Origin of the sequence: Paenibacillus sp. VTT E-133280, from assembly GCF_002264385.1 — a bacterium.
Classification (GTDB): Bacteria; Bacillota; Bacilli; order Paenibacillales; family Paenibacillaceae; genus Paenibacillus_AQ; species Paenibacillus_AQ nitricinens.
The window spans coordinates 78,874-100,663 of record NZ_NFUX01000011.1 but is presented as its reverse complement, the minus strand read 5'-3'; the positions used below and the strand labels follow the sequence as shown (position 1 = coordinate 100,663).

20 protein-coding genes are annotated in these 21,790 nt (G+C 43.7%); 1 reads left to right on the top strand and 19 read right to left on the bottom strand.

The annotated features are described in order from the left end of the window. Nucleotides 1–26: 26 nt before the first annotated feature. The 18 genes from CA600_RS07415 to CA600_RS07330 form a co-directional block, all read right to left on the bottom strand. The gene (locus CA600_RS07415; protein ID WP_094869609.1) at nucleotides 27–1,505 is read right to left on the bottom strand and encodes a flagellar hook-length control protein FliK; all 1,479 of its coding nucleotides are present in this window, start codon (nucleotides 1,503–1,505) and stop codon (nucleotides 27–29) included. Nucleotides 1,506–1,530: 25 nt separating this feature from the next. After that, nucleotides 1,531–2,472: a MotE family protein gene (locus tag CA600_RS07410; protein WP_306440387.1), complete on the bottom strand. Its 942-nt coding sequence runs from the start codon at nucleotides 2,470–2,472 to the stop codon at nucleotides 1,531–1,533. An 18-nt stretch (nucleotides 2,473–2,490) separates the two neighbouring features. Next, nucleotides 2,491–2,934, bottom strand: a complete 444-nt coding sequence (gene fliJ, locus CA600_RS07405) for a flagellar export protein FliJ (RefSeq protein WP_094869608.1) — start codon at nucleotides 2,932–2,934, stop codon at nucleotides 2,491–2,493. Nucleotides 2,935–2,943: 9 nt separating this feature from the next. Beyond that, the gene (gene fliI / locus CA600_RS07400) at nucleotides 2,944–4,269 is read right to left on the bottom strand and encodes a flagellar protein export ATPase FliI (protein ID WP_042128931.1); all 1,326 of its coding nucleotides are present in this window, start codon (nucleotides 4,267–4,269) and stop codon (nucleotides 2,944–2,946) included. Beyond that, nucleotides 4,250–5,098, bottom strand: coding sequence for a FliH/SctL family protein (locus CA600_RS07395; protein WP_094869607.1), 849 nt, complete (start codon nucleotides 5,096–5,098; stop codon nucleotides 4,250–4,252). Before CA600_RS07395 ends, fliI begins: the two co-directional genes overlap by 20 nt. Beyond that, complete coding sequence (gene fliG / locus CA600_RS07390) at nucleotides 5,091–6,107, bottom strand: flagellar motor switch protein FliG (protein WP_042128934.1); 1,017 nt, start codon at nucleotides 6,105–6,107, stop codon at nucleotides 5,091–5,093. Before fliG ends, CA600_RS07395 begins: the two co-directional genes overlap by 8 nt. A 4-nt stretch (nucleotides 6,108–6,111) precedes the next feature. Continuing rightward, nucleotides 6,112–7,698: a flagellar basal-body MS-ring/collar protein FliF gene (fliF, locus tag CA600_RS07385; protein ID WP_094869606.1), complete on the bottom strand. Its 1,587-nt coding sequence runs from the start codon at nucleotides 7,696–7,698 to the stop codon at nucleotides 6,112–6,114. Nucleotides 7,699–7,733: 35 nt separating this feature from the next. Beyond that, nucleotides 7,734–8,045 (bottom strand): flagellar hook-basal body complex protein FliE, encoded by a 312-nt coding sequence (gene fliE, locus CA600_RS07380; RefSeq protein ID WP_042189451.1) that lies wholly within the window; start codon nucleotides 8,043–8,045, stop codon nucleotides 7,734–7,736. Between the two features lie 92 nt (nucleotides 8,046–8,137). Further along, nucleotides 8,138–8,587, bottom strand: a complete 450-nt coding sequence (gene flgC / locus CA600_RS07375; protein WP_094869605.1) for a flagellar basal body rod protein FlgC — start codon at nucleotides 8,585–8,587, stop codon at nucleotides 8,138–8,140. A 6-nt stretch (nucleotides 8,588–8,593) separates the two neighbouring features. Then, on the bottom strand, nucleotides 8,594–9,001 hold the full coding sequence (flgB, locus tag CA600_RS07370) for a flagellar basal body rod protein FlgB (protein ID WP_094869604.1): 408 nt from the start codon (nucleotides 8,999–9,001) through the stop codon (nucleotides 8,594–8,596). A gap of 378 nt (nucleotides 9,002–9,379) precedes the next feature. Then, nucleotides 9,380–10,780, bottom strand: coding sequence for an ATP-dependent protease ATPase subunit HslU (hslU, locus tag CA600_RS07365; protein ID WP_094869603.1), 1,401 nt, complete (start codon nucleotides 10,778–10,780; stop codon nucleotides 9,380–9,382). Between the two features lie 33 nt (nucleotides 10,781–10,813). Further along, nucleotides 10,814–11,356, bottom strand: a complete 543-nt coding sequence (hslV, locus tag CA600_RS07360; RefSeq protein ID WP_042189455.1) for an ATP-dependent protease subunit HslV — start codon at nucleotides 11,354–11,356, stop codon at nucleotides 10,814–10,816. A gap of 132 nt (nucleotides 11,357–11,488) precedes the next feature. Continuing rightward, nucleotides 11,489–12,871, bottom strand: a complete 1,383-nt coding sequence (gene trmFO / locus CA600_RS07355) for an FADH(2)-oxidizing methylenetetrahydrofolate--tRNA-(uracil(54)-C(5))-methyltransferase TrmFO (protein ID WP_143812119.1) — start codon at nucleotides 12,869–12,871, stop codon at nucleotides 11,489–11,491. After that, nucleotides 12,871–14,970 (bottom strand): type I DNA topoisomerase, encoded by a 2,100-nt coding sequence (topA, locus tag CA600_RS07350; protein ID WP_094869601.1) that lies wholly within the window; start codon nucleotides 14,968–14,970, stop codon nucleotides 12,871–12,873. The genes trmFO and topA overlap by 1 nt, the downstream gene beginning before the upstream one ends. 36 nt (nucleotides 14,971–15,006) lie before the next feature. Then, nucleotides 15,007–16,125, bottom strand: coding sequence for a DNA-processing protein DprA (gene dprA, locus CA600_RS07345; RefSeq protein WP_094869600.1), 1,119 nt, complete (start codon nucleotides 16,123–16,125; stop codon nucleotides 15,007–15,009). 221 nt (nucleotides 16,126–16,346) lie between these two features. After that, entirely contained in the window at nucleotides 16,347–17,276 is a 930-nt protein-coding gene (gene sucD, locus CA600_RS07340) for a succinate--CoA ligase subunit alpha (RefSeq protein WP_094869599.1), read from the bottom strand. Between the two features lie 62 nt (nucleotides 17,277–17,338). Continuing rightward, the gene (sucC, locus tag CA600_RS07335; RefSeq protein ID WP_042128955.1) at nucleotides 17,339–18,499 is read right to left on the bottom strand and encodes an ADP-forming succinate--CoA ligase subunit beta; all 1,161 of its coding nucleotides are present in this window, start codon (nucleotides 18,497–18,499) and stop codon (nucleotides 17,339–17,341) included. A gap of 351 nt (nucleotides 18,500–18,850) precedes the next feature. Further along, nucleotides 18,851–19,339: a MarR family winged helix-turn-helix transcriptional regulator gene (locus tag CA600_RS07330; protein ID WP_269321761.1), complete on the bottom strand. Its 489-nt coding sequence runs from the start codon at nucleotides 19,337–19,339 to the stop codon at nucleotides 18,851–18,853. 143 nt (nucleotides 19,340–19,482) lie between these two features. Here CA600_RS07330 and CA600_RS07325 point away from each other — a divergent pair, with 143 nt between their 5' ends. Further along, nucleotides 19,483–19,911, top strand: coding sequence for an organic hydroperoxide resistance protein (locus tag CA600_RS07325; RefSeq protein ID WP_094869598.1), 429 nt, complete (start codon nucleotides 19,483–19,485; stop codon nucleotides 19,909–19,911). 149 nt (nucleotides 19,912–20,060) lie between these two features. On the opposite strand, the gene CA600_RS07320 is transcribed toward CA600_RS07325, so the two are convergent. Next, complete coding sequence (locus CA600_RS07320; RefSeq protein WP_094869597.1) at nucleotides 20,061–21,767, bottom strand: YifB family Mg chelatase-like AAA ATPase; 1,707 nt, start codon at nucleotides 21,765–21,767, stop codon at nucleotides 20,061–20,063. Nucleotides 21,768–21,790 lie beyond the last annotated feature (23 nt).

The window sequence follows — 21,790 nt, the reverse complement described above, 5'->3', positions numbered from 1 at the left end:
TCACCTCTCTTTCACTTATGATAAGTTTAAGCTTTGGCAGAGAAGGAGTTCCCTTGATTATCTTCTTCTTGCCCTGCGTTTGAAACCCAATCTTTCCATTCACCATTTAGCTCTGCGGCAAGAATGGCATCATTAGCTTCCTCACGACTTTCTTTGGAGCGTCTTCCCTGCTGGCCACTTCCAGAACCAGGTTGGCGTCCTTCTTGACCCCATTGTGAATTGAGGGGGGTATTATTTTGTGTGACTTCTAATTTTTCTACTTGGAGGCCTTGAGACTGCAATGCCGCTCGAAGCTGGTTCATTTGCTGTTCCAACATATCCTTAGCTCCGGAATGTTCAGTCATAAACTGTGCTACGAGATGGCCGTTTTGCATAGTAATCTTAACATCTACTTGTCCGAGGTTTTCTGGAAAGAGTGATATCGTAGCCTCAGCTACTCCGCCTTTTTGCACAATCTCCAATTTACCTGTAATAAAACCGGTCATTTCCTGTGCAAACTGATGAACGGGTACAGGAGCTACTGGGACTTCAGCCTTCAACGGAGCCGTAATTCCTCCCCGAAGAGCTAGTTGACCAGCCGTTACAACCTCATGTTCTCCTTCTATGATAGTAGTTCCTGATGTGGAATCTTGAGTGGATTCTGCCTGCTTTGTTTCTCCAGTTGCACTGCTTTTAATCAATGGAGTGGTAAGCTCTGCTTCAGCATCTTGAACAGCTCCTGAGGTCACAGGCGAAGTTAGGACTGCTTCATTCTTAATTGCAGCTGCTTCTCCAGCACGGTTACTAAGGTTTTGAATGGTCTTGTCCGGCGTACTGCCTTTGCTTTCAGTCACTATAGGTTGTTGTACAGATACACCAGAATTTTCATTTGAGCTGGAGTTCTTTCCCTTCCCCTTAATAGTGTTAGCGGAGGACTGTTCTAGTATCGCTGTGAAATTATTTAACAGGCTTATCCCTTTACTAGCAGCCTCTTCGTTCCCACTGACAGCAGCTTCCTGAATCATAGTAACTAAACTTTGCAAATCATCTTGAACAGCAAACCGCAGCGTATCTGCATGCTGAGCTAACGGTGACAAGCTTCCTGCCGACTCCATATCAGATGTAGCATCACTCTCGGTCACTTGACTTCCTGATAGAAGAGCTGATACCTGAAGAAGCCAAGCTTGCAAAGCTGCCAGCACAGCAGGATCGCTATTAATGCTTTCATCCAGGTTTTCAACATCAGCAGTTAGCTTCTCGATAAGATCAGAATTCTGCGTATCTTGTCCTCCTTGATCTTCTCCAGTCGTCTGCACTTCCTTTAAAAGACCTTGCAGTAAAGAGGTTAGATTTCCCAGAAGCGGATCAGTAGGTACCGATGTGGTGTTAGCTGTGTTTCCTCCCATAGTTTGCACTAATGTCTGAGAGAAAGGTACAGCAGATGCTGTTGTGCCAGTAGAAGTTGATGAGCTACCACTTGCAGCAGCTGTATTTGCGTTCACAAGCGATTGAACCACTAAACTCATATTATTTTTCACCTCCTTTCATTATTTATTTAGCACCCATCAAACGGTTAACAATCTTCGCGGTTTGCGCACTATCATTTTTAGTCATTTCGCCCAAAATTGATGAACGAACACTATCACTTACGGTATTCATAATCGTTACTACTTTATCAGGGCTAATCTTGTACATTTCCCCTAGTAGAGAAGCTGCATTGGCAGGCGTCATTGAACTAAAGGTTTGATTCAACTTTTCCTTATCCAGATTTGCACTAGTTTTAGTCGTTTGAGTAGTGCCAGCTTCTTTTTTCAATCTAGATTGAAGAGCAGCAATAGCCATATCACTCGAAGAGGTTGTTTCTTTCAACTTAATCGTGACATCTGCCGCTTTTTTAGGATCCATTTTTTCTAGAATCGCAGTTTTACTCGCTTTATTCATTACGCTGAATATCTGCACCATCTCTTCTGTAGTCAAATTCTCCATAATCGGTGCAGCTTTGGAAGCCTTCATGCCCGCGTACAGCTTCGCCAGATCAGTAACCTGCTTCTGATAAGGGTCTTCTGTTGCCTCCGTGTTTACTTCAGCAGCTGCAGCGGCTTCCGTCTTCATTCCCTCAATTTGCGACTCTAGCGCCTGAACCTTGGTATCCTGGGCTGTTTTTTCATCGGAGACCTTCTTCAACTCATCTGCCTGCTGGGCAAGCTGAGCTTTGAGCTCCTTAATCGTTGAGTTTGAGCTCACTTCCTGTTTTTTACTTTCTTCCTTCGGTTTAGAAGGATCTGTTGGCGGATCAGGAACCCATTTTTCCAGAATCGGTATTTTATTCGCAACTTCAAGCACGTTATTACGAATGTCCATATTAAAAAGCGTCAACAGTACTCCAAGCAGTACTAGCGTGAAGATAATCGGTATCATTAGAAATAAGAACCGCTCAAATTTCCCCGCTGACCCTTCATTTTCAAGTTCCATGTCATTATCAATATTAGCCACTAGCGGAAACCTCCCGGGTTAGAGGGATTTCATCGCGAAGCGGACGGTTGCCATCTCATCCAGTTCGTTTTGTTCCCGTAAACTCATACTTTGCTGAAACTGTGTCTCAGCCTTATCTTTTGCTTTTAACCATACTTTTTCGTCTAATACCTTTGTGCTTAACTGATCTTGCTTCTTCAAGACTTCCTGATGTGCACTTTTAATGTCCGTATGTTTACGGGCAATGCATATATCCAGGTATTCTACATATTCTTGCATTTCACGAATCTTCGCCATAGGTGCCTTTTGTTCTGCGGCATTTTGTAAAGATAACATAATAGCGCTCCGCTGAAAGGTGAGTTCATCCAGGCTTCTTTCTTGTGCCTGCAATTCTCCAAGCGCGCTTGAGAGCATCCATTCTGCCTGTGTCTTCTCATTGCCCTTCAAGTCAACGACTTTTTGAAAAGTATAATGAAATCTCATGATACTGAATCAACTCCTCGAGAAGTGTGAAATTAAAGACTGTTGAACTTCAGCCAGCGTAACTTTTTCATTCACTCTTTGTTTGGTGAATTCCCATATACTGTCTATATACTCCATCGACTCATCGATTTGAGCATTGGAGCCTCTCTGATACGCTCCGATATTAATTAAATCTTCTGAATCCTTGTACACGGCCATTAGTCGCTTAACATTCTCTGCTGCGGCGATCTGTTCTTCTGGCGCAATATCCTTCATTACACGACTAATACTGGAGAGCACATCTATTGCTGGAAAATGTCCTTTGTTCGCAATACTTCGGTTAAGGACGATATGTCCATCGAGTATCCCTCTCACTGCATCAGCGATCGGCTCATTCATATCATCACCATCAACCAATACAGTGTAAAAAGCTGTAATAGAGCCTGTAGGACCAGTTCCGGCACGTTCTAGTAGTTTAGGTAAGCTTGCAAATACCGATGGTGTGTAACCTCTCATTGCTGGTGGTTCTCCGACTGCAAGTCCAACTTCACGTTGAGCCATAGCATAACGAGTCACCGAATCCATCATCAGCATCACATTAAGCCCACGATCCCGGAAATACTCAGCAATCGTAGTAGCAATAAGTGCTCCCTTAATTCGAATTAATGCAGGCTGATCAGATGTAGCGACAATAACGACTGACCTCTGCAAACCCTCAGGTCCCAAATCGCGTTCGATGAAATCCAGTACTTCCCTGCCACGTTCCCCAATCAGAGCGATAACATTAACATCTGCTGATGTATTACGTGCAATCATTCCCATGAGCGTACTTTTGCCGACCCCTGAACCAGCGAAAATCCCCACTCGCTGACCTTTACCAATGGTTAGCAAACCATCTATCGCTCTTACACCGATGCTAATAGGTTCTTGCACTCGTGGTCTGTTGAGTGGGTTGGACGGAATGTTAAAGGTCGAACTATGTGGCATTCGAGCTGGGATCAGGGAACCATCAAGCGGTTGACCTAAACCATCCAGTACCTTACCCAGCAATTCTGAACCCACCTGAACACTAAGCGGCTTGCCTGTTCCCACTACATCACAACCAGGTCCAATTGCCTGCAGTTCTCCAAGTGGCATTAATAGCACCTTGTTGTCACGGAAACCAACGACTTCAGCTTGCAGCGGCTTATTTCCTTTAGAAGGATAGATATAGCACACATCACCAATGCTAGCATCAGGTCCTTCCGATTCAACCATAAGACCGATAACCTGCGTCACTTTCCCATTGATCCTCACCGGATCGAGATTACGAAGTTGCTCCTTATAACGGTTACTATCAAGCATCTTCTTCCCCATTTCTCTGCTCATCGGTGTCCAGCGCGATTCTAACCAGCTCTTTCTTGATTTCTGCAAGCTGAGTATCAATTCGGGCATCTATGCTGCCAAAGGAGGAGCGGATTACACAACCTTGATCTTTCACAGTCGAGTCAGGCAAGATCTGTAGTTCAGCCTGCGAGTCAACCGCTAATGACAATTCTTCCCTTGCTGCGTTTACGAAAGCGAACTGCGCAGGTGATACACACAGTGAGATCAGCCCCTGCTCACGTTTACGAGCTAGATTCTTCCGAATCAAATCCATTGCAAACTGCGGCTCAACCGTTAACTGCCTATCCACAATTTTCTCCGCAATATCACAGCTTAGCTCAACCAAGAAAGGTTCAGCTTCCTGAATAATGACATCCCTTGCCTTATAGGCTTCAGTTAAAACAGCACGCGCTTCGTCCATCATCGCAGCAATTTTGAGCTTCATCTCTTGCTCAGCTTGAGAAACACCTTCTTGATACCCTAGCTGATAAGCCTCCGCTTTGACGGCCTCTACCAGATGTTCATCCTGCTCACGCCGCTCTTTCCACCACTCTTCAGCCTCCGCTTTTGAGGATTCAACAATCTGTTCCGCTTCAAGAGAGGCATTCCGAACTTGCTCTTCAGCAAATTCTTGGGCATCTTTAAGCATTTGCTTGCGTGCGACTTCAGCCTCTTCACGAGCGGGATCATGATAGTGAGTCTCGCTTACAGTCTCCTCTAGAACGGGCTCCTCAGTTAGGCCCGCATAGTGCCGGGCCTGCTCCAATCTTTTCAGTACATCAACTGGAACATACTGAGAATGCTTAATCAGCTTAGACAATGATGTCATCTCCTCCGCCACGAGCGATGATAATTTCTCCAGACTCTTCGAGTCTGCGGATCGTACCTACAATACGCGTTTGCGCTTCTTCTACATCACGCAACCGCACAGGACCCATGTACTCCATTTCTTCTCGGAAGGTCTCTGCCATACGTTTGGACATATTCCGGAAAATAACATCTCGTACTTCTTCGCTTGCAACCTTAAGGGCAAGCTGCAGATCCGCATTATCAATATCACGAATAATACGCTGAATCGAACGATTATCCACATTGACAATATCCTCGAATACGAACATCCGCTTCTTGATTTCCTCGGCGAGCTCTGGATCTTGAATTTCAAGAGAATCCAGAATTGTGCGCTCTGTCCCACGGTCAACCCCATTCAGGATTTGTACAATTGATTCGATACCGCCAGCATTTGTATAATCCTGAGTTACTGTAGCAGAAAGCTTCTGCTCCAGCACTCGTTCAATTTGTGTAATGACCTCCGGAGAGGTGCTGTCCATTACAGCAATTCTTCTAGCCACCTCCGCCTGCTTCTCTTGAGGTAACGAAGAGAGAATAGCTGCGGCTTGTTCAAATTGTAGATAAGACAATACAAGTGCGATAGTCTGGACATTCTCATTCTGAATAAAGTTCAAAATCTGGTTTGGATCAGCCTTGCGTGCAAAATCGAAAGGTCTTACCTGCAAAGTCGCAGTCAGACGGTTAATGACCTCCATTGCTTTTGCGGAACCAAGTGCTTTCTCCAGAATCTCTTTGGCGTAGTTAATACCGCCTTGTGATATATATTCCTGGGCGAGGCATATCTGATGGAACTCAGACATGATCGACTCTTTTTCACTGCTGTCCACTTTACGGACATTGGCAATTTCAAGAGTTAATTGTTCAATCTCCTCGTCTCTTAAATGTTTGAATATTTGCGCCGATACCTCGGGCCCTAGTGTGATAAGCAGGATCGCGGCCTTTTGACGGCCACTAAGCCCCTGCTGACTAGCCTTTGCCATTAGTTCACCTCTGTTCGTCTGCAAGCCATGTACGCAGCAAATTAACGAATTCGTCTGGCTTTTTCTTAGCCAAACTTTCCAATTGCTTACGAACTTGACTGTCATTCGTCACACTTTCCAAATTAATAGATGGAAATTCGGTAGGAACCTGTAATGGAATGTCTTCATCTTCCTCTTCCACAGTCTTCTTACGACTCCGATAGATTAGATATCCTCCACCTGCTCCAACCAGCAATGCAGCTGCTCCGATAGCCCATAACATCCATGTGGCAAGACCACCTGGTGTTGTGTTAGCAGCGGTTCCGCCAAATTGTTGAGAATATACCGAAACCTTTTTGGTTAAATCAGCGTCTGTATATGTAGTACCTGAATCTGCGAGCGAAGCACGAACAATATTTACCAAAATGTTTTGAATTGCTGCTGATGTAGCAGCGTCCAAAGTATTTTGTCCTGTAGGTGGTTCAACTGCAACATTTATGGTTAAATCTTTAACAGTAAAGGGACTTGCGATAACATCCTTTGTAATTCGGTTTACTTCATAGTTCCTCGTTTCAGAAGATTCTTCCGAAGTTGAAGTATCCGTACCGGCTTGTGAGGGATAGCCCGCTACATCTTGTGAACCAGTGCCTGCCACTCCGCCAGTTGTATTCCCTTGACCCGAATACGAATTACTAATGATTTGTGAACTGATCTCAATCCCCTTCATGTTCTCTGTATCCACAGGGGTTACGAGATTCTCCTTCCGGTTTTCCTTGTCAAAGTTCAGCTTCGAAAATACAAGAACATCAACTTTATCCGGACCCGTAAGAGTGCTAAGGAATTGTTTCACATCTTTCTTTACTTCTTCTTCGAATTTTTTCTGAAGAGCGAAGTTCTCTTCGACTTGGCTGGAAACTCCTGCTTGTCCACCTTTGGCCGTAGGCATTAACTCGACTTCATTATTAGCAATCGTAATGTTATCGATTGGTAGATTTGGAACAGCCGTCTTAACAAGGTTGAAGTAACCATCGATATTATCTTGACTGGGTCTAAATCCCGGATTAAATGAAAGCACAACGGATGCAGATGCTTGCTCTTGGTCAGCCTGGGAAGCAAAAACTGTTTCTTTAGGCAGATTAATCAGCACTTTAGCATCCTTAATTCCTTGCATACGTCTCATTAACTGTTCTACTTCACCGTTTAATGCATTATTATACTTCACATTAAACTCACTATCTGTCGTCCCTATCATTGACGAATTTTCATTAAAGACCTTATAACCGATAGAGCCCCCCTGAACAATCCCCTGAGAACCGATATCCACCTTTATTCGAGCCGCTTCTGTGCTTGGCACTGAGATGCTCTTTCCATCTTGGCTTAATCGGTATGAAACACCTGCTGTATCCAAGTAGTTCATTACTCCAGCTGAATCTGTGCTGTCCAAATCTTGAAACGCTACTTCATATTCTGTCTTTGAAAGCTGCATGGTTAATACTACGATTATTATTAGAATGATAAACAATGTTGAAAAAAATAAAATCTTCTGTTTACCACTAAATCTGTTCCAATAAAGGGTCACCTTCTCCCGATATTGGGCAAATCTTTCATTCACAGTGTCACCCCATCCGGAACTAAGCTAGGAATTAATTAAATTTGAGTTCTCATAATTTCTTGATAGGCTTCTATCACTTTGTTCCGGACTTGTGTAGTCAACTGCAAACTCAGTAAAGCCTGTTGGGAAGAAATCATCACTTCGTCTATATTCACTTCTCCCAATACAAATTTATTACTCATATCCTTTGCTTGTTGTTCCTGATCTGCTACTTTAGTGAGTGCATTCTCAAGATAAGAACCAAAGCTCTCCATGGCATTAGCAGGAGTGGATGAAACTTCGGTAGATGTTGGTTTCATGGCAAGCTGCTGTACAGCTTGAACCCCATTAGTGATATTCTGTATCAACTGTTTCCCTCCTAAAAGTTTTGTAAGCATATGCTTCCTAGATTCACTTCGTACAAAACTCACTTCGGAAGCGTTCTATCTGTTAATTACGTTTAGCGCCCAATTTCGAGTGCTTTACTTACCATAGCTTTAGATGCATTCAGCATCGTGACATTGGCTTCATAAGAACGTGATGCAGATAACATATCTACCATTTCTTTGGTAATATCTACGTTTGGCATATAGACATAACCTTCGGCATCCGCATCAGGATGGCTTGGGTTGTACACTGGCTTTAACGGTGAAGTATCTTCTATAATGGACTGCACCTTTACACCTTCATTACTACTACCATTTAATTTCGAATTTAGTATATTCGAGAACTTATTGCTTTCGGTAGCTTCCATAACAACAAGCTTTCGACGGTATGGAACGGCTTTGCCATCAACCACCGATGCTCTTGTAGTTTCCGCATTGGCCACGTTGGAGGAAATCACGTCCATCCGCAATCGTTGAGCTGTTAATGCTGATGCACTTATCCCAAAACTACTCCCAAAGTTCATGCAATCTTATCCTCCTTGAATTACAGCTCGCATCATCGAAATTTGACTGTTGATCTGCTCGACATAAGAACTATACCTGAGTTGGTTCTCAGCACTTAACGCCATTTCTCGTTCTACATCCACATTGTTGTCGTTATTATTCATCGAGGTAGTTTCATCCGTACTAACGACAGCTGCTGGTACAATTCTGTTGGTACCAAATTGAAAATGTCGGGAGTCCGTTACCTTCGCGTTAAGTGTAGGTTTTATACCACTTTCTTGTTGCTGAAGGAAACTTTCGAATGAAACATCAGAACGTTTGAAATTTGGCGTATCTTCGTTAGCCACATTATTTGCTAGAACATTTTGTCGTTTGTAGGCAGCATCAATGCCTCCCTGCAATCGTTGAAAACTGACACTATTCAGCAATCCCAAGATAATTCCTCCTTTCAAAGCTATCATAATGAAATGAATTCCACAACTTTCCTTAAAAAACCTGCTTGTTTTCGACAAATAAAGTATAAAAGTCCTCAATTTATCGATTTCTACGTCGAACCTTGTCGCAAAGTATAACTTATTAGTATTTTCACATACATTGATTTTCATTTAATTTGTATATTATTACAATAAGAAATAAGCCCTATCTTTTTAAAAAAGACAGGGCTTTAAGCACTTTATTGCTATTTTATTCCTTTTTTAACTCAAAATTATCTTTTTAATTGCATCTTTTTACATTTTTTTACCTATTAATGACACTAAATTGTAATTTTCTAATTCAATATGCCCAAATTCAAAAGAATATAATTTGTCGCATTAAAGAATATACTGACTTAAATCACGATCCTGTGCAATACTTGCCAATTTCTCACGCACATACTCTGGTGTAATAACCATAGTATCCAGAGTTAGCTCAGGTGCTTCAAAAGAAAGATCCTCCAATAGCTTCTCCAAAATCGTATGAAGACGCCGAGCACCTATGTTTTCCATATTTTGATTCACTGAAGCAGCTATTTTGGCAATTTCATAAATAGCATCTTTCTGGAACTCAACTTCAATGTCCTCAGTTTTTAACAAATTAACATATTGTTTCGTCAATGCATTCTCTGGCTCAGTTAAGATGGATACAAAATCCTCCAGTGTCAGACTGCTTAGCTCTACGCGAATCGGAAAACGCCCCTGAAGCTCTGGAATCAGATCAGAGGGTTTAGCTACATGAAAAGCCCCGGCAGCCATGAAGAGCACGTAGTCCGTCTTCACAGGACCGTATTTTGTCATGATTGTAGAACCTTCTACAATTGGAAGGATATCTCTTTGCACACCTTCACGTGATACATCAGGGCCCGAACCCTTACCTTGACTTGCAACCTTATCAATCTCATCGATAAAAATAATACCCGATTGTTCAGCGCGTGTCACAGATTCCTGAATGACATCATCCATATCAATCAGTTTAGTTGCTTCATCCTGAATTAGCACTTTACGAGCCTCACGGATAGGAAGCTTACGCTTCTTCGTCCGCTTCGGAAGCAAGCTACCAAACATTTCTTGCATATTCATCCCCATCTGGTCGTTCCCTTGCCCTGCAAACATATCCAGCATAGATGGCGCTGTATCCTCAACATCTATTTCAATGATATCTTCTTCCAATTGACCAGCAAGCAGCTTAAATCTAATCCCGCGACGGCGCTCGCTTAAGCTTCCATCTGGTTCGGAATCTTCTTTAGAATCCTCTTGTGCAGAATTCCCGCCAAAAATCATCTCAAAAGGATTCTTCTGAGATTTATTCTTTGAAGACGAAGGCACTAAAATAGAGACAATCCGCTCATTAGCCAGCTCTTCTGCACGGTCCTTCACCTTTTCCGTGCGCTCTAGCTTCACCATACGAATAGAGGTCTCCACTAAATCACGCACCATAGACTCCACATCTCGACCTACATAACCCACCTCAGTGAATTTGGTAGCCTCCACTTTGATGAACGGAGCATTAACAAGCTTAGCTAAACGCCGGGCAATCTCGGTTTTCCCCACACCAGTAGGTCCGATCATCAAGATGTTCTTAGGAACAACTTCATCACGCAGTTCCTCAGCCAGCAGACTGCGCCGATAACGATTACGAAGGGCAACAGCTACCGATTTCTTAGCTTGTTTCTGACCTACAATATATTTATCCAATTCAGCTACGATTTGACGGGGTGTTAGCGATTGATTCACCATCGTGAATTCCTCCTTGTCTCTATGGCACTGAGCCTATAATTGCTCAACAATAATATTGGAGTTAGTATACACACATATTTCTGATGCAATCTGAAGAGCCTCACGAGCAATATCCGCAGCAGCAAGATTTGGAGCATGACGTTTGAGCGCGCGACCGGAAGCAAGTGCAAAATTACCACCGGAACCAATAGCGAGCACATCATCATCTGGCTCGATAATTTCACCATTTCCGGAGATTAAGAGCATTCCTTCCTTGTCCATAACAATCATTAATGCCTCAAGTTTACGAAGAATACGATCTTGACGCCAGTCTTTCGCTAATTCTACGGCTGCCCGTTGCAGGTTTCCATGATGCTCCTCCAACTTACCTTCGAATTTTTCGAACAAAGTGATAGCATCGGCAACAGATCCTGCAAACCCTGCTATTACTTGTCCCCTGTATAAGCGACGAACCTTTCTGGCCGTCGTCTTCATAATTACACTCTCTCCGAATGTAACCTGACCATCACCTGCTATAGCTGCCTGTCCGTTATGTCTTACAGCACAAATTGTAGTCGCATGAAAGCTGGGTACCATGATTGCAGTTACCTCCTTAAGATGGGCTTTGTTAAAATATAAGAAGTATACGTTTCACGTTGTTCTTCATTATCCTTATATTTTTCGCTTAAACGCTAACGCTTATCATCCTTATTAGGACGCCGAAGGCGCTTATTCTTGGGTATCGATAACCTCCGGCTCTATATAAGCGAGGCCCGTACGATTGGCGTACTCGGCAAGACTGTCTAGTGCACGATGCGCTAACATCTCATTTTTTTCTTTCTTATTACGGATTTTCTTCTCCACCTTCGGTAGAAGACCAAAATTGGCATTCATAGGCTGAAAATGCTCCGGATCAGCGGAAGTGATATAAGCAGGCATACTACCGAGCACCGTGTCTTGCGGGAAGATCAGTCCTTCTTGACCGAGTGCGGCTCTAGCAGCGTTAATGCCGGCAATCAGACCTGAAGCTGCTGATTCCACATAACCTTCCACACCAGTCATCTGTCCAGCAAAGTACAGCCTTTCTTTACCCTTCATTTGATAAGTAGGATGCAAGAGTTTAGGAGAATTAATAAAGGTATTTCTGTGCATTACACCATATCGAACGTATTCAGCGTTCTCAAGACCTGGAATCAGCGAAAATACCCGCTTTTGTTCGCCCCATTTCAAGTGCGTTTGAAAACCCACCAGATTGTAAAGCGTTCCAGCAGCGTTATCCTGACGAAGCTGTACCACCGCGTAAGGTAGCTTACCTGTGTGCGGATTGATAAGACCTACTGGCTTCATCGGACCAAACAATGCTGTTTGCTTACCGCGCTTCATCATGATTTCGATAGGCATACAGCCCTCAAAGTATATCTCTTTCTCAAAATCCTTGAGCGCCGCCGTCTCTGCAGAAATCAACGCATCATAAAACACGTCAAACTCCTCTTCAGTCATAGGACAGTTCAGATATGCTGCTTCCCCTTTGTCATAACGGGAAGCCAGATACACTTTATTCATATCAATACTGTCCTTCTCAACAATCGGTGCAGCAGCATCATAAAAATAGAAATACTCTTCACCTAATAGACCCTTAATTTCAGCAGATAATGCAGGGGAAGTTAGTGGACCCGTTGCAATAACAACAATCCCTTCCTCCGGTATATGCGTAAGTTCTTCATTTATGACTTCCACGAGCGGATGATTATGCAATGTACTCGTAATTTCTCCCGAGAAACCATCCCGATCCACGGCAAGTGCACCACCAGCAGGTACAGCGTGGCGATCCGCAGCACCTAATACAAGAGAGTTTAAGCGCCGCATTTCTTCCTTTAATACACCCACTGCATTGCCTAAACCATTTGCACGCAAGGAGTTGCTGCATACTAGTTCTGCGAATTGATTCGTGTGGTGAGCTGGCGTTTTCACCACGGGTCTCATTTCATACAATCTTACCGGTACGCCTTGAGAGGCTATTTGCCAGGCCGCTTCACTTCCTGCGAGACCTGCTCCAATTACTGTTACCTTTGCTGTATCTGTCACTGTCTTATTTCCTCCTGTAGAGACTATTATTCTGCTAACTCTTCTTCGTTGTCTAAAACTGCCTCTGTATGGTCACAAGACGTACATTGCAGTTTGGTGCCTTGCTTATTGCGTTTCTCAATCATCCAAGCCCCGCAAGATGGACATGGCTTAGTGGATGGTCTATCCCAAGAGACGAAATCACAGCCAGGATATTGATCGCAGCCATAGAAGACACGCCCTTTTTTGCTACGACGCTCTACAACTTTACCTTCATTACATTTAGGGCAAGTTACACCTATATCTTTGATAATCGGCTTCGTATTTCGGCAATCTGGAAAACCAGAACATGCTAGAAACTTCCCAAAGCGTCCTAATTTATATACAAGTGGTTTACCACATTTCTCGCAGATCTCATCAGAGACTTCATCTTCAATCTCGATTTCTTTCATTTCTTCTTCAGCAAACAATAAGCGCTTCTCGAAAGACTCGTAAAATTCGGCAAGAACCTTCACCCAATCTTCTGACCCTTCTTCCACATGGTCAAGATCTCCTTCCATATTAGCCGTAAACTCTACGTTCAATATTTCCGGGAAAAATTGTTCCATCTGCTCGATGACTAGTTCTCCAAGCTCTGTAGGCATGAATTTTTTCTCTTCAATCGCTACATAACCACGCTTCTGAATCGTTTCAAGCGTTGGTGCATACGTACTTGGGCGTCCTATCCCTAATTCCTCAAGTGTCTTTACAAGCCTTGCTTCTGTATATCGCGGTGGTGGCTGTGTAAAATGCTGCTTCGGCTCGATCTCTTGCTTATTTAAAGCATCTCCCGCTTCAAGAGGCGGTAAATACTTATCTTCATCTGTAGTTCCATCATCATTACCTTCCACGTAAACCTTCATGAACCCTGGGAATGAAACCTTCGAACCCACCGCTCTGAAAGTGGCTGTACCTGCTTCTATATCAACCGAGAGTGTATCCAGAAGAGCCGAAGCCATTTGACTGGATACGAACCGCTCCCACACCAGCTTATAAAGACGGAATTGATCCCGGCTTAAGAACTCTTTGACCATTTCCGGTTCCCGAAGTGCCGAAGTTGGTCGAATCGCTTCATGCGCTTCTTGTGCTCCAGCCGCTTTCTTCGAATACTGGCGGGGGGTTTCAGGTAAGAACTTTTCACCATACTTAGCAGTAATCAGCTCTTTAGCTTCATCCTGTGCAGTGACAGATAAGCGTGTCGAGTCCGTACGCATATAGGTGATCAAACCTACGGTTCCCTCTTTGCCTAGTTCCACACCTTCGTATAATTGCTGGGCAACAGACATGGTCTTAGCTGCACGGAATCCAAGCTTACGAGCTGCTTCCTGTTGAAGTGAACTTGTTGTAAAAGGAGCCGAAGGATGTCGTTGTCTTTCCTTCTCCTTCACTTTACTTACCTTAAAAGCTGCGTTCTTGATTGCCTCAAGGATCTCTTGAACATCGCTTTCTTGATTAAGTTCTTTCTTCACACCATTCAGCTTATGGAACTTAGCTTCAAAGACGGAATCTCGAATCCCAAGTTTAGCGGTAATACTCCAATATTCAGTAGGTACAAAAGCGGAGATTTCATTCTCACGATCCATTATGATCTTTACAGCTACAGATTGAACACGACCAGCAGATAACCCTTTTTTGACTTTCTTCCATAATAGGGGGCTAATCTTGTAACCTACCAGCCGATCCAGTATACGTCTTGCCTGCTGTGCATTCACAAGATCCATGTTAATCTTACGTGGCGTCTTAAAAGCATCCTTCACCGCTTGTTTGGTGATCTCATTAAATACAACTCGGCATTCCTGTGTTTGATCTAAATTTAATGCATGCGCCAAGTGCCATGCGATCGCTTCTCCTTCGCGGTCAGGGTCAGCTGCGAGATAAACTTTTTTCACTTTTTTACTAGCGTCTTTCAATTCCTTCAATATGGAACCTTTACCACGGATAGTAATATACTTAGGGTTAAAATTATTTTCAACTTCGACGCCGGTTTGACTCTTCGGCAAGTCCCTAATATGTCCCATAGATGCCTTTACAATATATTTACTACCTAGATATTTGCCAATTGTCTTCGCTTTCGCGGGCGATTCGACAATAACCAATGCATCTGCCATAGACTCTTCCTCCTCGTTAACACTCGTACCTCTATATTAAATTACCTTATAAATAGCTCCTGGTAATTGTGCTACCGCTTTTTTTATGATTAAAGATAACAGAACTGAATGCAAATGTCCAAAATCCCATCCTGTCCTCACAAGCAGATCGTCCAAAATAAAGGGGCCTTGATGCAGTATATGGTATAGGTGTAACTCCTCATTTGTCAATTTCTTTTCAATTACCAAATCGTCAACCACCTGTTTAGGGGGACCGCTTTCACCCGTTTTTGAGAGGTTTGTCGGGAGAAAAGAAGTGTATTCTTCTAAAATATCTAGTGCACCGGTTACCAGCTTTGCCCCCTGTTTAATCAGATCAAGAGCCCCTCTACTTTTGGGAGACGTAATAGGTCCAGGGACAGCAAAAACATCCCGTCCTGCCTCCAAGGCAGCATCTGCAGTAATGAGTGATCCACTTCTACTATCCGCCTCTACAACCACTGTCCCGTATGTGAGACCCGCAATAATTCGATTGCGCTGCGGAAACAACCCTGGATGGCTTTTGGTTCCAAGGGGATACTCTGTTAGCACTAGCCCATCACGGGAAATCAATCGTTCAAGCTCCTTATTCTCAGGCGGGTAGACCCGATCCAGACCTGTAGCTACTACCGCTATTGTGCCTCCACCGCTTCTTAGCGCAGCTTCATGACAAACGCTATCAATCCCCCTAGCTAATCCGCTAACCACTGTCAGACCTGCTTCACTAAGCTCTTTCGTGAGGATCTCCCCTACCTTCCGTCCATAAGCTGTTGGCACACGAGTACCGACCATCGCTACACTGGGTGTCGATAACAGATCCAAACGCCCACGATAATAAAGAATCCATGGTGGCTGAGCCGTCTCCTTCAATAAATCTGGATAGTCTGCATCAAAAATCGTGATCATGTTCACAAAACTTTCTTCCATTAGTAAGCGGCGGCTTGCTATCCACTCCAACGTATATATAGAAGCAAGCTGAATCGACATTTTCTCACTCAATCCAACCTTTTCCCAGTCTTCCGAGCTACAAGAAAATGCTTTTTCTGACAAGAGCCCAGCTCTGCGAATCTTGTCGATCGTTTTCCAGCCAATGCCTTCCACTTCATTAAAACCGAATAGTAGTTCCCGTTCTTCCATAGTCTTTTTCGCCCCTTAACACGGAAGGCCTAGCCTTCCCTATTTTGTGTTACACATCTTGAAAACGCAAGTATTTCTTTAAATTCAATAAATTTCTATTTAAAATAAAAAAAGCAACCTTTCATCCCTAAATAGGAACAAAAGGTTGCTTACCTCTTTAATTAATTATACACGAAATAACCTCACTACGCGGAGCGATTTCTCTGTCTTAATTACACTAATTAGTGCGATGTAAAAGCATTGAGAATACCGCGCTCTTCAAGCACACTTACGAGTGTCGAACCCATTTCAGCAGGCGTAGGGGCTACCTTAATTCCGCAAGCTTCCAGTACGGCAATTTTTTCGCTAGCTGTACCTTTCCCTCCAGAAATGATAGCACCAGCATGCCCCATACGCTTGCCTGGAGGTGCAGTTGCCCCTCCAATGAAGCCTACTACTGGCTTGGTCATGTGTTCACGAATCCACTCCGCTGCTTCTTCCTCAGCCGTACCACCGATCTCTCCGATCATGATAACTGCCTTCGTACCCGGATCTTCATTAAACAGCCTCAAAATATCAATAAACTCGGAGCCTTTAACAGGGTCCCCGCCAATACCTACAGCCGAAGACTGCCCAATTCCACGCGTGGTCAGCTGATGAACCGCCTCATAGGTTAGCGTTCCGCTGCGCGAGACCACTCCTACATAACCAGGCATATGAATATAGCCAGGCATGATTCCAATCTTACACTCTCCAGGAGTGATAACACCCGGACAGTTTGGACCGATCAACACTGTAGAACGACCTTCCATATAACGTGAGACTTTTACCATATCAAGCACAGGAATACCTTCAGTAATACAGATAACCAAATCCAGCTCTGCATCTACAGCCTCCATGATGGAATCTGCTGCAAATGCTGGCGGTACATAAATCACACTAGCAGTTGCACCAGTAGCTGCTTTAGCAGCTGCGACTGTATCAAATACCGGAAGACTAACTTCACTGCCATTTTCAAGGGTGATATTAACTGTTGTTCCACCTTTACCCGGCGTTACTCCTCCAACCATCTGAGTTCCATAATCAAGCGCACCCTTAGTATGGAACAAGCCCGTTGCTCCCGTAATACCTTGCGTGATAACTTTCGTATTTTTATCTACAAGAATGCTCATGCCTTAAGTCACATCCCTACTTATATTGTCAAATACGATAACTGGCTTCAACTTCCGAGCCATTATTGCACAAGAGATACAATCTTACGGGCACCGTCCGCCATAGAATCAGCAGCTACAATGTTTAGTCCCGATCCAGCCAAGATTTGCTTACCTAAACCAACATTTGTTCCTTCAAGACGTACAACAAGCGGTTTAGTCAATCCCAATTGACTTGCCGCTTCCACAACACCGTTAGCAATAACGTCACAGCGCATAATACCGCCGAAAATATTAACGAAAATTCCATTTACCTTTTCATCTGACAGAATAATTTTAAAGGCTTCTGTAACTTTCTCGGTAGTTGCACCGCCCCCTACATCAAGGAAGTTGGCGGGTTCGCCTCCGTAATATTTAATTATATCCATCGTTGCCATCGCTAGACCTGCACCGTTCACCATACAACCAATATTGCCATCAAGCGCAATATAGCTCAGGTCATACTTAGAGGCTTCGATTTCTTTCAAATCTTCTTCATCTAGATCCCGAAGCTCTTGAATATCTTTGTGGCGGAACAAAGCATTGGGGTCAAAATTCAATTTAGCATCTAGAGCCATCACATTACCATCCGCAGTAACTACCAATGGGTTAATTTCGGCAATAGAGCAATCTTTATCCACAAAAGCTAGATATAGCGCTTGCATGAATTTCACAGTCTTGCCTACCAGTTCATTCGGAATAGAGATGCTGTAAGCTAGTTTACGAGCTTGGAATGTCTGCAAACCTACTGCCGGATCAATGATTTCTTTAAAAATCTTCTCCGGATGTGTAGCTGCAACCTCTTCAATCTCTGTGCCACCTTCTTCAGATGCCATCATAACCACCCGACCAGTTCCTCTATCAACAACAATACCGATATAATACTCTTTAACAATTTGACAGCCCTCTTCAATAAGCAGCCGCTTTACAACCTTACCCTCCGGACCAGTCTGGTGAGTAACTAAAGTCTTGCCGAGAATTTCGGTTGCGTAAGTACGCACTTCATCGATATTCTTAGCAACCTTTACACCTCCAGCTTTACCGCGTCCACCTGCATGAATCTGAGCTTTAACTACAACAACCGGTGTACTCAGTGACTCTGCGGCTTCTACCGCTTCCTCCACTGTATAAGCTACTTTTCCATTCGGTACGGCCACACCGTACTTCTTAAGCACTTCTTTTCCCTGATACTCGTGGATATTCATAGCGGTAGCCTCCTAAAGTAGCGTGGTGACTTAACAGGCAGCCTGTTGTCATCTCGCCTTCCGTTTTGATTGCCGCGGGGTTAGGGATAGGCTGATGCTAAACATGCAGCACTATTCCGGAACCAACAGAAACTGCTCTACCACTCGTAAAAGAATGGCCTTATTTCTGTGAGAGACATTGAGTAAATCTATAAGACTAAGCTTATACTTACCTATATGCCATATAAAGGAACCCAGAATAGTGTAACATGTTTTTAAAACGCTTTCCTTAAATATATTCATGATTCGTACACATTTTTTCGCTTGGTTTCATGCCGGAATGCGAACGATCGCATTGACTACTGTTTATACTTACTTTTTACTATCTTGAGTGTTCGCCTCATGAACACGATTTAACAAGCTTTTGAACTGCTCAAGCAGCTCTACAGTCTCATCGCCGGACATAGTCGTTTCTTCCATCATTTTCCCAGGAATACAAGCCGCATTGCTTTGAAGTGCCCAGCCCTGTTCCGTTAAGGAAATCAGAACTTTCCGCTCATCTTGTGTTGAACGTTCACGTACGATCAAGCCTGCTGCTTGTAGGCGTTTTAAAAGAGGTGTCAGCGTACCCGAATCCAAAAATAGCGCCTCACCAATTTCTTTAACCGTACATTGCTGCCGTTCCCATAACACAAGCATTACTAGATATTGCGAGTATGTTAAACCGATCTTATCCAAATAAGGTTGATACAGCTTTGTGATCTCACGAGAGCAGGCATAAATCGTAAAACAGAGTTGATTCTCAATCAGCAGCTCAGGTGTAGTCGTCATCTTTTGCATATCTTCTTCATTCATTTTCATATCTTATTCACCTGCCTTATACCCTTATTTTATCATAATTCACTCATAACATCATGTTAATAGCAAAAAATTAATTTGACATTATAATTAATTGTGATAAATTAGATTGTACACAAACTAATTAGGAATTGGAGAGATACACAATGATGACCATCCAGCAAAAAATGTATGAAACCACTGTTAAAGCCGTAGGAGGAAGAAACGGTTTTATCGAATCAGAAAGCCCTAAGCTTAATCTTACAATTAGTACACCACGCGAAATGGGAGGTGCCGGTGGAGAAGGTACAAATCCTGAGCAACTATTTGCAGCTGGATATTCCGCTTGTTTCGATAGTGCACTGAACATGGTTGCCCGACTCGGAAAAGTAAAAATTGAAGGTAGCGAAGTAACGGCTACAGTCAGCTTTGGTAAAGTTGAAGATGGAGGTTTTGGCATAGCGGTTAAGCTTGATGTGCTAGTTAAAGGCGTTGATAGAGAAACTGCAGCCTCATTAGTAGAGGCTGCTCATGGCGCTTGTCCATACTCCCGCGCAACCCGCGGCAATATCGCTGTAGAATTGAATGTGCTGTAAGGGAACTATAGAGAATTATTATCTCAAACGAAGCCCTTACGGACACAGATGATCTTATCCAGAGAGGTTAACATTTTTAGCGGAGTGACATTAATAACCCAAAACAGAGCAGCGATTCGCCAATAACGGGAATCGCTGCTCTATTTAGTTTATTCTTCTGTCATTGCCTGCCGGTCTAAATTACGGTATTGCACAGCTTCCGCAAGATGCGCGGAAGTAATATCCGGTGCGCCTTCCAAATCAGCTATTGTACGGGATAGCTTAATAATTCGATCATGCGCTCGCATGCTTAAACCTAAATTTTCCAGAATGTCATACAGCAATTGGGCACCTTCACGGCTAAGGCTTGCATATCTCCGAAGGGAAGCGCCGGAAAGTTCACTATTCCAAGAAATAGGCAAGCGCTTAAACCGTTTAGTCTGTATCGCTTGTGCTGCCATCACCTCTGCATACATCTCAGCCGAAGATAGAACATGCCCCTGACGATCCCATTCCTTTGGACGAGGAACATCCACCTGTAAATCAATACGATCCAATAAGGGTCCTGATATCTTTGCGCGATATTGAGCAATTCTGGCGGGGCTGCATGTACAATGTTGTTGAGAAAGATTACTCCCAAAATAACCACAGCTACAGGGATTCATCGATGCGGCCAGCATGAATTTTGCAGGATAGGTAAAAGAAGCTCGAGCACGACTTATGGTAACAACCCCGTCTTCGAGCGGCTGGCGTAACACCTCAAGTACATTCCGAGAGAATTCGGGCAACTCATCTAAAAAGAGAATCCCTCGATGCGCAAGACTAACTTCTCCCGGCTTCGGAATACCTCCACCCCCAATAAGGCCTGCGGCCGATATCGTATGATGTGGGGAGCGAAAAGGACGTCTGCGCAGCAAACCATTGTGGGCATCTTTCAAAGTTCCTGCTGCGCTAAAAATTTTAGTTACCTCAAGCGCCTCACTCTCAGACAATTTCGGAAGGATACTTGGAAGGCGTTTAATCAGCATCGTCTTCCCTGTACCCGGTGGACCGATAAGTAGTATATTATGCATGCCAGCTGCCGCAATGGTTAGGGCTCTTTTTACATGTTGTTGCCCTAGCACATCACTGTAATCATCCATCATCTCGTTCATTACATATGAGGCGTCCTCAGATGCACCGTAAATCGGGGTATATTTAAGATGTTCCAAAGAAAGAAGTAGAACCGGAGATCGTTCATTAGCTTCTATCCCCTTGGTCACAGTTACAGGAAAAGGAAGAGATGATAAAGAAGTCATCTCTTCGGAAACTCTTCCATACCGTTGATTCTGTTCGTCTTCCCCTTTTATACCCTTAGCTGAATTAGATGGTGATTCTTCCGGGTTCGGTAATGCACGCAAATGGTTGATTGCGTATATATTTATGCCACTGATCAAAGCTGCCTCAGCAGCATTTCCTTGAGGAAGCAGTACAGCCTTAAATCCATTCTTACGCGCAGCTTCCACCATTGGTAGAACACCTGATACTGGACGCAGACTACCGTCAAGCGCAAGCTCTCCAATAAAAAGCACCTCATGGGCTGAGGGCATTATCAGTTGTCCACTAGTTATCAGTATCCCCAGAGCAATCGCTAGGTCAAAGGCAGATCCTTCTTTTCGTAAGTCGGCTGGTGCTAGATTTATCGTAATGCGCTGCTGGGGATAACGATAACCACAGTTCTTAATAGCGGCTCTTACTCGTTCTACTGCCTCACGAATCGCAGAATCAGGCAGACCAATGATATTTGTCTGTGGCAATCCATTCGCAAGATCAATTTCTACACCTATCATTACCCCCTCAATTCCATACAGACATGCACTATGCATTTTTCCATACATAAAAACACCTCGTCTCCTGAAAT